Here is an 11,911-nt window from a genome sequence, read left to right on the forward strand (position 1 = left end):
GAGCCGCCCCCGGCGCCCCGGTCCCTAGCGGCGCGGACGCGGGTCGATCGCCTGCCGCAGTACGGGCGTGAGCGGCCGCTCCACCCACCGGTGCAGCGCCCACGCCAGCGTCAGCATCAGCGCCACCGTCAGGGCGAGCGTCGCGTACGAAGGCAGCCGCAGGCCGCCGTGCAGGCCCTGCACGGCCACCCAGCCCAGGTGCTCGTGGACGAGGTAGAACGGGTACGTCAGCGCCCCGGCCACGGTCAGCCAGCGCCAGTTCGCCCACTGCATCCGGCCCAGCGCGATCGCCACCACCAGCGCGAAGCCCACCGTGACGATCGCGATGACGACCACCGCCGAGCGGTAGGAGAAGGCGTGGGCGGACGGCGGGTGCCAGAGCCCGGCCACCGCGTGGTGCTGGCCGGTCAGCCAGCTGACGCCGACCACCGCCCACGCCACCGGGTCGCGCCCGCCGTAGCGGTGCAGCAGGTAGCAGCCGATGCCGCCGATGAAGAACGGCGCGTACCGCGGCATCAGTACGACATCCAGCGCGGGGACGTGCGCGGCCTGCGCCAGCGCCGCCGCCAGCGTCCATCCGGCGCAGAACAGCACCACCCGGCGGCGGGTGGCGCCCGGCAGTACGACGCACAGCGCGAACAGCGCGTAGAACCGCATCTCCGCCCAGAGCGTCCAGCACACCCCCAGCACCCGCTTGGCGCCCAACGGCTGCTGGAGCATCGTCAGGTTGGTCAGCACGTCGCTCGGACCCAGCGCCTCGAACGCCACCCACGGCAGCGCGAAGACGGCCGTGACCAGCAGGATCGCCACCCAGTACGCCGGATACAGCCGCGCGACGCGGGAGGCGACGAAGGAGCGCAGCGAACGCCCCCAGCCGCTCATGCAGATGACGAAACCGCTGATCACGAAGAAGATCTGGACGCCGAGGCAGCCGTACGCGAACGCGCTGTGCAGCGTGGGGAACTGGTGTGCCGGGGAGCTGCCCCACGCCTTGGCCATCTCGCCGCCCCGGCCGCCGAGGTGGTAGGCGGCGACCATCAGGGCGGCGCAGAGCCGCAGCCCGTCGAGGGCGCGCAGGCGGGGCACGCCACGGGGTTTCTTGGCGGGCGGGGGCGCTGCGCCGGGCCGTACGTCCGGTACGGCGGGCAGGCGCCGGGCGGCCGGTGCGGACGCGGACGAGGCGGACACGGGCGACACGGACGACGTGGGCGGGCCTGGGGCCGCCGCGGGTATCGGCGCCCCGGCCGGGAGCTGCGCGGTCATCCGAACGCGGCCCGTTTCCTCAGGCGCCGCTGCATCGCCCGCGCGCGCCGCGCGACCCTGCGGACGGCCGCGTTGCGCGGGATGAACGCCAGCTGGGACGGCAGCGCGCCGGGGAGCGCGAGCGCGGTCAGGCGGCGGCGCTTGAAGTAGCGCCAGGTGCGCTCGTTCAGGTGGGCGGCGAGGTAGCGCTCGGCGACCGGGCGCAGGTCCGGGTAGATCTGGTTCTGCATCGCGTAACCGACCGCGCTGATCAGCCCGTTGATGTGGGTCGGCGCCGGTTTGGTACCCGGCTCGTCCGCCAGGTCGGGCACCAGCGCGTCCACGAGCGTGACCGGCACACGGTTGCTGTTCTGGTACGGGGTCAGGCGCTCCAGCAGCAGGTCGGTGCCGACGCGGGCGGTCGGCACGTCGTAGAAGGCGGACGCCGTCAGCAGCGCGGTGGAGAAGCAACCGACCACGAGTGCGGGCCGTTTGCGCTGGTAGAGCACTTCGGCGAGGACCGGCGTCTCCAGTACGGTCAGCTCCGCGCCGAGCCGTTCCGCCTCCCGCTCCAGCGCCCGGGACCAGCGGGCCGGCGCCGACGGATGCGGCTTGAACACCACCTCGCGGTGTCCGCGCCGGACCACGCCGCGCAGCATCCGGACGTGCAGCTCCTCCTCTTCCTCGGGGGTGAGGATGCCGAGCGCCGACAGGTACTGCCCGAGCAGCAGCGCGGCGCCTTCCGGTACGGCGTGCAGCGCCGGGGCGCCGAAGTCCGCGGCCAGCTCGGCGAGCACCGCAAGGAACGCGTCGGTCGGCACGGTCTCCGCGCCCACCCCGAACTCGGTGAGCAGCAGCGGCTTCAGGCCGGGTACGAGGTCCAGGTGCAGCAGGCGGCGGACCCGGGTGCCGACCAGCGGGTCCAGCTTGTTGCGCGTCGGGCCGTAGCTCATCAGCCCGTCCGCGTACACCTCGACCGGCGCGTCCGGGAAGAGCTGCGCCAGCGCCAGCGCCGGGTGGACCTGGATGGACTCCACGACCAGTTCGATCTCGTCCTCGCCCAGCTCCCACAGCAGCCGCAGATGCCGCTCCCACAGCGGGACGTCGTCCGGGCGCGGGGACCAGCCGCCGGGGTGGAACGGGCTGATCGTCTCGTTCCACGACAGGACCCGGTCGAAGCGGCCGCGCAGCCGCTCGAAACCGGGCATCCGGTCCACCGGTGTCGCGGTCTCCGGGGTCGCCGCGTTGTTGCTGACCAGCAGCAGCCGGCGGGCGGCCGGTGTGAAGCGGTCCGCGTCCAGCGCGGCGGCCAGCGTCGCGGCGCCGTACAGGGTGGACGCCAGGAAGATCTGCGTACGCGGCCGGTCCGGCCGGCGCTCGGCGTCGGTACGGGGGCCATCAGGCGGCCACCTCCGCCGGAACCGGGCGCCGGCGCAGCCGTCGCAGACGGGAGGCGCGCTGCGTGTCCATCGAATTCAGTGCTTCCTTCAGTACGTCCTGCGGCATTCTTCTCAGCGCCGCCGCGCTCAGCGCGCGCAATTGACGGGCGACCTGCGGTTCGAATCGTTCGATCGAACCGAGGTGGTGGGCAATGATGGCGCAATACGTACGGACGGCTTTCGGCAGCAGCCGGTCCGCTTCCCGGTCCTGCGCCGTTTCTTCGATGACTTGATCGAATGCGCGGAGGAAATCGAGCTGCCGCACATCACCGATCTGGGTGAGGGAGGACGCCACCCCGCGCCGGTAGAAGACACCGAGCAGCCCGGACACCGCCATCGACCGGGCCTCGCGGTGCAGCCGCCAGATCCACGGCCGGTCCTCCGCGGTGCGCAGACCGTGCCGGAAGTGCAGCAGCCCGTCGTCCAGCAGCCGGCGGTGGTAGACGCCGGCCCAGGCGAAGGCGTAGTCGACGGAGGTGGAGCGGTCGGCGGGCAGGATCAGCGCGCGCGGGTCCAGGACGGTGTTCCGGCGGCCGTGCGGCACGCGGTGCACGGAACGGGCGCGCGCGGTGCACTGCACATGGTCCGTACGGACGAAATCGCACCCCAACCCCTCGATGGTGGCCAGCAGTTGATCGTAGTACCCGGGCGCCAGCCAGTCGTCACCGTCCAGGAAGGTCACGTACTCGCCGTTGGCCGCGTCCAGGCCGGTGTTGCGGGCGGTGGCCAGACCGCCGTTCCGCTCGTGCCGCAGCACCCGGGCGCCGGGCAGCTCGCCCTCGGCGCGCGCCAGGATCTGCGGCGTCTCGTCCCGCGAGCAGTCGTCCACCAGCAGGAATTCGAAGTCCTCGCGGGCGTTGGCCGCCAGGCTTCGCAGGGTGTCGGGCGCATATGTCTGCACGTTGTAGAACGGCACGACGACGGAGAGCTTAACCACCCGGGTGACGTTAGGCGCGGCCTCGGCATTCGTCTTGACGGGCCGCGGGCTCCGGGGTGAACGAAGAATGGCGGGATGGTTAACCGGGCAATGCGGCCGGCCGGTTCGCTGTCCCGCGTCGCGCTGTTAACCCGTTGTTGCGGCACAGTTGGCCCGCCGAACGGAACGCCTTCCTAGCGTTTTCGTCGTGCCCACTCGTACCACTTCCCCGCCGCGTGTCGCGGTGCTCGCGGATTCCGACACCCGATGGAAATGGGGCGCTTCGACAGCGCACCGTATGCAATCGGACATCCGTCTGGACGGATATCTGCTCCGCGGCCGCGCCACCCCCACGGTCCGCCAGCTCGACGAGGTCGGCGCCCGTGCGGAGACGCTGCGCGAAATCCGCGGCGCGGACTTCCTGGAGCTGATGAAGGACACCACGCGGTACGACGTGGTCGTCCTCGCCTGCGTCGGCGGCGCCGTACAGGCGATGCTGCACGGCCTCGCCCGGGCCTGGCGCGGCGCGGCCCGGCGGCCCGTCGTCGTCACCGGTTACGTCGGCGTCGTCTACGAGAAGCTGGCCGACGGCCTGCTGCTGCGGCACGGGGCGGATGTCGTCCTCGCCAACTCCCGTCACGACGCGGAACGTTTCCGCGCGGTGTACGAGGGCGTCGGCGCGGACAGCCGCAGCGTCGTCGAGTGCGCCCTGCCCTTCCTGGGCGGCGCCCCGTACGCACCCGCCGACGACCGCCCGTACACGGTCGTCTTCGCCGCCCAGCCCTCCGTACCGGACCGCCGCGAGGACCGTACGTACCTCCTGCGCCGCGCCGCCGCACACGCCCGCCGCCACCCCGGCCGCGAGGTGCTGATCAAGCTGCGCAGCAAACCCGGCGAACACACCACGCACATCGAGGAACTCCCGTACCAGAAACTGGCCGCCCGCCTCCCCGGCGGGCTGCCCCCAACTGCCGCCTCGCGTACGGCAACATGGGCGACGTCCTGGACCGCACCGACCTCCTGGTGACCGTCAGCTCGACCGCCGCACTGGAATCCCTGCACCGCGGCATCCCCACCGCCGTCCTCACCGACCTCGGCATCCGCGAAGTCCTCGGCAACCACCACTTCCTCGGCTCCGGCTGCCTCGCCTCCTGGGACGAACTCGACGCCGGACACCGCCCCGACCCCGACCCGCACTGGCCGGCCCGCCAAGGCGTGGCCCCCGGCTCCCGCTACGCCACCGCCTTCGACGCCGCCCGCGCCCGCGTCACCGCCCTGCGCGCCGCCGACCGCCTGCCGCCCCTCACCCCGTACTACACACCCCGCACCGCCCCCGGCTACCTCCCCGGCATCCTCGCCCGCCACGGCCTCGGCCCCGAGGGCGAACCCCTGCCAGGCCAGAGCGCCGAACCCGCGGAGACCGGCGGCCTGCGACGGCTCGCCCGCGACACCGTGCGCGACGCCGCCCGCGGCGCCTACCGCCACGGCGTCCAGCGCGTCGCGCCCGCCATCCGCCGCTGGGGACAGCTGTGAGTGCCCACCCGCCCGCTCCCGGAGCCCGCACGGCCCCCGGAAGGAGCCCGCAATGCCGACCACCCCGAGCCGTACGGCCGCACCCACCGTCGTGGCCGTCATACCCGCCCGCGGCGGCTCCAAGGGCGTACCCGCCAAGAACCTCGCCGCCGTCGGCGGCGTCCCGCTGATCGCCCGCGCGGTCCGCGAATGCCGCGCGGCCCGCCTGGTCACCGACGTCGTGGTCTCCACGGACGACGCGGCGATCGCCGGCGCGGCGCGCGGCGCGGGCGCCGTCGTCGTCCGCCGCCCCGGCACCATCGCGGGCGACACGGCCACCAGCGAGGCCGCGGTCCTGCACGCCATGGACGCCTACGAGGCCGAGCACGGCAGGCCCGTCGACGCGGTCCTGCTCGTCCAGTGCACCAGCCCCTTCCTGATCAGCGAGGACATCGACGCGGTCGCCGCCGCGGTCGTCGAGACCGGGGCGGACAGCGCGCTGACCGTGGCACCGTTCCACGGCTTCGTATGGCGCGAGGGCGCCGACGCGGCGGTCGAGGCGGAGGCCGACCCCGCCGGCCCCACCGCCTCCGGCGGCGCCGGCGTCAACCACGACAAGACCTTCCGCCCCCGCCGCCAGGACCGCCCCCAGGACTTCCTGGAGACCGGCGCCGCCTACGCCATGGACGCCGCCGGCTTCCGCGCCGCCGGCCACCGCTTCTTCGGCCGTACGGAACTGGTGCGCACCGACCCGGCCCGCGTGCTGGAGGTCGACGACCCGCACGACCTGGCGCGCGCCCGCGCCCTCGCGCCCCTGCTGGACACCGCGCGCCCCGGCGCGCTCCCGACCCGCGACGACATCGACGCGGTCGTACTCGACTTCGACGGCACCCAGACCGACGACCGGGTGCTCGTCGACTCCGACGGACGCGAGATGGTCGCCGTGCACCGCGGCGACGGCCTCGGCATCGCCGCCCTGCGCAAGGCGGAGCTGAAGCTGCTCGTCCTGTCCACGGAAGTGAACCCGGTCGTCGCCGCACGGGCGAAGAAACTGCGCCTGCCCGTGCTCCACGGCATCGACCGCAAGGACCTCGCCCTCAAGCAGTGGTGCGAGGAACAGGGCATCGCGCCCGAGCGCGTGCTCTACGTCGGCAACGACGTCAACGACCTCCCGTGCTTCGGCCTCGTCGGCTGGCCCGTGGCGGTCGCCGGCGCCCACGACGTCGTACGCGGCGCCGCCCGCGCCGTCACCTCCACCCCCGGAGGCAGCGGCGCGATCCGCGAGATCGCCTCGTGGATCCTCGGCCCGACCCTCTGACCAGGTAAGGAACTCACCCAGATGACCAGCAACCCCCGCCTTCGCACCCTCGGCGACCGCCTCGTCGGCCCCGGCCGCCCCGTCTACGTCACCGGTGAGATCGGCATCAACCACAACGGCGACCTGGAGAACGCCTTCGCGCTCATCGACGCCGCCGCGGACGCCGGCTGCGACGCCGTGAAGTTCCAGAAGCGCACCCCCGAGATCTGCACCCCGCGCGACCAGTGGGACATCGAGCGGGACACCCCCTGGGGCCGGATGACCTACATCGACTACCGCCACCGCGTGGAGTTCGACGAGGACGGCTACCGCGCCATCGACGAGTACGCCAAGAAGCGCTCCATCGCCTGGTTCGCCTCCCCTGGGACGTCGAGTCCGTCGCCTTCCTGGAGAAGTTCGACGTCCCCTGCTACAAGGTCGCCTCCGCCTCCCTCACCGACGACGAGCTGCTGCGCGCCCTGCGCGCCACCGGCCGTACGGTGATCCTCTCCACCGGCATGTCCACCCCCAAGCAGATCCGGCACGCCGTCGAGGTCCTCGGCAGCGACAACATCGTCCTGTGCCACGCCACTTCGACCTACCCCGCCAAGGCCGAAGAGCTGAACCTCCGCATGATCCACACCCTCCAGGCCGAATACCCCAACGTCCCGATCGGCTACAGCGGCCACGAGACCGGCCTGCAGACCACCCTCGCCGCCGTCGCCCTCGGCGCCGCCTTCGTCGAACGCCACATCACCCTCGACCGCGCCATGTGGGGCTCCGACCAGGCCGCCTCCGTCGAGCCCCAGGGCCTGACCCGCCTGGTCCGCGACATCCGCACCATCGAGGCCTCCCTCGGCGACGGCGTCAAGAAGGTCTACGACAGCGAGCTCGGCCCGATGAGGAAGCTGCGCCGCGTCGCCGGCGTCGTCGCCGACACGGAGGCCGCCGACCGCGAGCCGGTCTCGGCCTGACCCGTCCCCGTACTCACCCCCGTACGGCCGCACCCGCCCGCGCCCGACAGCTCCAGTCGCCTGACGAACGGGACGTACACACCGTGAGCTCACCAGACGGGGCCTGTGGCCCGCCCCAGGAGACGGCGGGTACTCCCGCCCACCGCCTCCTGGGGGTACCCCGGCAGCGCCGCAGACCCGCCGCGCGCCGCGTCGAGGCCGGGGAGACGGCCCAGCACACCCGTGCGGCCGGGCGGGCGGCCCGACGGGACGCCCGGCGCGCGGCCGCGGGCACCCTCGCCTTCGTCGAGAGCCCCGTACAACTGCTGAACGTCCTGGAATGGGCCTACCGCGAACAGGCCACGGACCTCACGGTCGTCGTCCTCGCCCCGCACGACCCGATGACCCGCGGCCAGCTCCGCCGGATGGCCGAACTCGCCCGCGAAGAAGGCTTCTCCGTACGATGGGAGGAGGCGCGCGGCGGAGCGAGCGCCCCCTGCGCACCATCGGCGGCCTCACCCCCGGCTGCGCCGCGCCGGCCGCGTCGTCATCGGCGACCCCTTCTCCCGCTACGTCCAGCTCCTGCTCACCCTCACCGGCGCCCGCGACCTCGTCGTGGTCGACGACGGCACCGCCACGATGGAGTTCATCACCCAACTGACCAACGGAGAACGCCTCGTACGCTGGCACCGCCACGGCGGACGCGGCCCGCGCGACCTGCTCTTCGCACCGTGCGCGGCGGCCGCCCGCCGCCGGCTCACCCCGGCGGCCGCCGCACCGTGGCCCTCTTCACCGCCATGCCCGTCGAACCACCACCGGGCATCACCCTCCTGTCGAACGAATTCGCCTGGACCACACGGCGGTTCGGGCCGCCCCGGCTGACCCGCGGCGCGGACATCGTCGGCACCTCCCTCGTCGAGACCGGCGTCGTCGACCCCGACCGCTACCTGGCGGCCGTCGCCGCACTCGCCCGCGACCACGGCGCCACCCGTTACTTCGCCCACCGGCGTGAATCCGCCACCAAACTCCACCGCATCGCCACCGAGACCGGCCTCGAAGTGGTCCGCCCCGACCTGCCACTGGAACTCATCGCCCGGCGCGGCCCCGTAGGCCGCCTCGTCCTCAGCTTCCCGTCCACCGTGGTCCACACCCTGCCGCTCGCGCTGGCCGGCACCGAGGTCGGCGTCGCCGTCTGCGACATCGACCCGACCTGGCTGACCAGCAAGGCGTCCCCGCGCGCCGAGAGTTTCCTGTCCGGCGTGACCGGCACGGCACGGGGCGTGCGACGCCTACCGACAGCGCCGGCGCCGCCTTCGGTGCCGGGGGCTCCGGAGGCGGAACCGCCGCACGTGACGCCCGAGGCGACCGGCACCCCTGATTCCGGAAACAAGCGGAACCCGTACTGATACCCCCGTGATGACTGCTCCATGCGCCGGGCGGCCTAGATTTCCTTCCCCTAACGGGCTGAACTTTTGTTGATCGAGGGACAGTTGCCCCAGCGGCCCCCGTAACCTTCAACAGGTGAACCACTTGATGTCCCGCGAGGCCGCAACCGAAGACGCCCCTGCCGGGGAACCGCTGCCCGGCGCGCTGCCGGAAGAGCTGTGCGCCGAACTGATCGCGTTCCGCCGCGACTTGCACATGCACCCCGAGCTCGGCAACCAGGAGTTCCGCACCACCGCCGCGCTCAAGGCGCGCCTTGAGCGGGCCGGCCTCACACCACGCGTCCTGTCCATCGGCACCGGCCTGATCTGTGACATCACGCCCGGTCTCACCCCTTGGGACGGCGGGCAGCCGCTGCTCGCCCTGCGCGCCGACATCGACGCGCTGCCGATTCCCGACGTGAAGACGGTGCCCTACCGCTCGACCGTCCCCAACCGCGCCCACGCCTGCGGCCACGACGTGCACACCACCGTCGTCCTCGGCGCCGGCCTCCTCCTCGCCGACCTGGCACGCGACGGTCGGCTGTCGCGCCCCGTACGCCTGCTCTTCCAGCCCGCCGAGGAAGCGCTGCCCGGCGGCGCCACCGACGTGATCGGCACCGGGGCGCTGGACGGGGTCGGACGCATCCTCGCCGTGCACTGCGACCCCCGCGTCGACGCCGGCCGCATCGGGCTGCGCACCGGAGCGATCACGTCCGCCTGCGACCGTCTGGAGGTCACCCTCGACGGCCCCGGCGGCCACACGGCCCGCCCCCACCTGACCACCGACCTCGTCACGGCCGCCGCCCGCATCGTCGTCGACGTACCCGCACTCCTCTCCCGGCGCGTCGACACCCGCGCCGGTCTCGCGGTGACCTGGGGCCGCCTGGACGTGGGCCACGCCTGCAACGTCATCCCCCAGCACGCGGAACTGGCCGGCACGGTGCGCTGCCTGGACCTGGACGCGTGGCGCGGCGCACCCGACATGGTGCACGCGGCGATCGACGAGGTCGCTGCGCTGTACGGGGCGAAGTGCCAGGTCACGTACGTACGGGGAGTCCCACCAGTGGTGAACGAACCGGTCTCCACCCAACTCCTGCACGACGCGATGGCTGCCCGCCGCGGCTCGCACGCCGTAGAAGGCACCGAGCAGTCCCTGGGCGGCGAGGACTTCTCCTGGTACCTGGAACACGTCCCCGGCGCGATGGCCCGCCTGGGGGTGCGGCCTCCGGGCAGCACGGCCCGCTTCGACCTGCACCGCGGCGATTTCGACGTGGACGAGAGTTCGATTCGCGCCGGGGTGGAGCTGTTCACGGCGGCGGCGTTGTTGGGGTAGGGGCCGTGTGGGGGGTGCGCGCCTTCAGCTTCGGCCTGGTGGGTGCGCGCGTCTTGCGCGTTGGGCCCGGTGGGTGGGGGCTCGGGGCCCCGCAGGGGTCACTCCTCGGCACCGTGCACGTCCACGTCAGGAACATAAGGGAACGCAGATACCCGGCTGCCTGCGGGGAGCCCCCTACGTGTCCCCGAGCCCTGGCCGTCCAGCGACTATCGGACCGATCGGGCTGGGCACATTCACAAGCCGGGTGCCGCGCAGCGCGGCTCTGCCCCACGCCCGATGGCCCGGCGCGCGACTCACCGCCGTACAGCGACCCGCTTCACCGCCTCCACCTTGTGCGCCTCACCCCCAGGAGCGCGGGCACCAGGGTGATCGAACCCTTCCCCCCAGCTGACCCGGACTCGCCAATCCGGCCGGAGGGGGCGTGTAGGGGGCCATCCCCGCAGGCAGCCGGGTATCTGCGTCCCCATTTGTTCCTGACGTGGTCGTGCACGGTGCCGAGGAGTTGGCCCCCTGCGCGCCCCCGCCCCACAACGAACGCAATGCGAGCCGCGCGCCAGCGCAAACCCCCGCGCGAAGCGCGCACCCGCACCCACCGCGCCAGCGCCCCGGCGACCCGCCCCCACGACGGGGAGGAACAATCAGATAACAGCCACGCAGTGAAGGGTTTTGCGCCAGGTCTACGCGCGTTAATCTCCCGTCAAGCCAGCGCCGCCGTGGGCGCTATCAGCGAAGGGAAAGGCCCCTTGCGTCGGGTCACCAGGTTTGCCGCCGCGGCCAGCGCCTCCGCGCTTCTCGCGGTCACCGCCACCGCTTGCGGTCAGAGCTTCGCCGAGGCGAACCGGGCCAGCCACGCCGGTGTCGGGCTCGCGTTCGACATCGGCGGGCGGGACGACCACTCCTTCAACGAGGCGGCCGCCCGCGGCACCATGAACGCCAAGGAGAAGCTGGGCGTCAACGTCAAGATGCTGACCGCGAAGAACGGCGAGACGGAGGCGGACCGCGAGCAGCGGCTCACGTCGTTCGCCGAGGCCGGTTACAATCCGGTCATAGGTGTCGGTTTCGCCTACAGCCGGTCCATCGAGAACGTCGCCAAGGACTTCCCGGAGACGTCGTTCGGCGTCGTGGACGCGGTGCCGCAGGGCAAGAACGTGGACGCGATGGTCTTCGCGGAGCACGAGGGCTCGTACCTGGCGGGCGTCGCCGCCGCGCTGAAGAGCAAGAACCACAAGGTCGGCTTCATCGGCGGCGTGAACAACGCGCTGATCCAGAAGTTCCAGGCCGGCTTCGAGCAAGGTGTACGGGACACCGACCCGAACACCAAGGTCACGTCGCAGTACCTGTACCCCAACAACGACAAGGGGTTCAACGACCCGGCCGCCGCGAAGGCCAAGGCCGGCGGCATGCTGGACAGCGGCATCGACGTGATCTACTCCGCGGCCGGCCAGTCGGGCGCGGGCGCCATCGAGGCGATCAGCAAGCGCAAGGGTGCCTGGGCGATCGGCGTGGACTCCGACCAGTATCTTCAGCCGGGCCTGGCGAAGTACAAGGACTGCATCCTGACGTCGGTGGTCAAGAACGTGGACGTGGCGGTGTTCGACCTGATCAAGAGCGTCGAGGACGGCAAGCCGTTGACGGGCGTGCACGCGTACGACATGAAGAAGAAGGGTGTCACGCTCGCCACGTCGGGCGGCTTCATCAAGGACATCCAGCCGCAGATCGACGCCGCCCGGCAGAAGATCGTCGAGGGCAAGGTGAAGGTCAAGGAGACGCCGTAGCCAGGGCGCCGGACGGTATC

The 11,911-nt window shown here is 72.4% G+C and carries 6 protein-coding genes and 3 pseudogenes; 6 read left to right on the forward strand and 3 right to left on the reverse strand.

Annotated features, from left to right (window positions below; all coding sequences use genetic code 11):
• Positions 1-24 precede the first annotated feature (24 nt).
• From ACEXOX_RS29925 to ACEXOX_RS29935, 3 genes are read right to left on the reverse strand one after another with little or no spacing between them, the layout of a single operon-like run.
• Complete coding sequence (locus ACEXOX_RS29925; RefSeq protein ID WP_406524217.1) at positions 25-1,263, reverse strand: acyltransferase family protein; 1,239 nt, start codon at positions 1,261-1,263, stop codon at positions 25-27.
• Complete coding sequence (locus ACEXOX_RS29930; RefSeq protein WP_406526508.1) at positions 1,260-2,591, reverse strand: alpha-2,8-polysialyltransferase family protein; 1,332 nt, start codon at positions 2,589-2,591, stop codon at positions 1,260-1,262. The genes ACEXOX_RS29925 and ACEXOX_RS29930 overlap by 4 nt, the downstream gene beginning before the upstream one ends.
• 49 nt (positions 2,592-2,640) lie before the next feature.
• Positions 2,641-3,618: a glycosyltransferase family 2 protein gene (locus tag ACEXOX_RS29935; RefSeq protein WP_406524218.1), complete on the reverse strand. Its 978-nt coding sequence runs from the start codon at positions 3,616-3,618 to the stop codon at positions 2,641-2,643.
• 187 nt (positions 3,619-3,805) lie between these two features.
• Here ACEXOX_RS29935 and ACEXOX_RS29940 point away from each other — a divergent pair.
• From ACEXOX_RS29940 to ACEXOX_RS29965, 6 genes and pseudogenes are all read left to right on the forward strand, one after another.
• Positions 3,806-5,130: pseudogene (locus ACEXOX_RS29940) on the forward strand (DUF6716 putative glycosyltransferase).
• 52 nt (positions 5,131-5,182) lie between these two features.
• On the forward strand, positions 5,183-6,427 hold the full coding sequence (locus ACEXOX_RS29945) for a cytidylyltransferase domain-containing protein (protein ID WP_406524219.1): 1,245 nt from the start codon (positions 5,183-5,185) through the stop codon (positions 6,425-6,427).
• A 21-nt stretch (positions 6,428-6,448) separates the two neighbouring features.
• Positions 6,449-7,380 (forward strand): annotated as a pseudogene (locus tag ACEXOX_RS29950) (N-acetylneuraminate synthase family protein).
• Between the two features lie 83 nt (positions 7,381-7,463).
• Positions 7,464-8,765, forward strand: a pseudogene (locus tag ACEXOX_RS29955) (hypothetical protein).
• A gap of 127 nt (positions 8,766-8,892) precedes the next feature.
• Positions 8,893-10,116, forward strand: a complete 1,224-nt coding sequence (locus ACEXOX_RS29960) for an amidohydrolase (protein WP_406526509.1) — start codon at positions 8,893-8,895, stop codon at positions 10,114-10,116.
• 743 nt (positions 10,117-10,859) lie between these two features.
• Positions 10,860-11,891, forward strand: a complete 1,032-nt coding sequence (locus ACEXOX_RS29965) for a BMP family protein (protein ID WP_406524220.1) — start codon at positions 10,860-10,862, stop codon at positions 11,889-11,891.
• Positions 11,892-11,911 lie beyond the last annotated feature (20 nt).

Source organism: Streptomyces sp. Ac-502 (genome assembly GCF_045222935.1).
In the GTDB taxonomy this organism is placed as follows: domain Bacteria; phylum Actinomycetota; class Actinomycetes; order Streptomycetales; family Streptomycetaceae; genus Streptomyces; species Streptomyces monomycini.

Bases quoted from the DNA above. Each gene is read 5' to 3' on its own strand.
- ACEXOX_RS29925 (WP_406524217.1), bottom strand. From the start codon at position 1,263: ATGACCGCGCAGCTCCCGGCCGGGGCGCCGATACCCGCGGCGGCCCCA.
- ACEXOX_RS29945 (WP_406524219.1), top strand. From the start codon at position 5,183: ATGCCGACCACCCCGAGCCGTACGGCCGCACCCACCGTCGTGGCCGTC.
- ACEXOX_RS29960 (WP_406526509.1), top strand. From the start codon at position 8,893: ATGTCCCGCGAGGCCGCAACCGAAGACGCCCCTGCCGGGGAACCGCTG.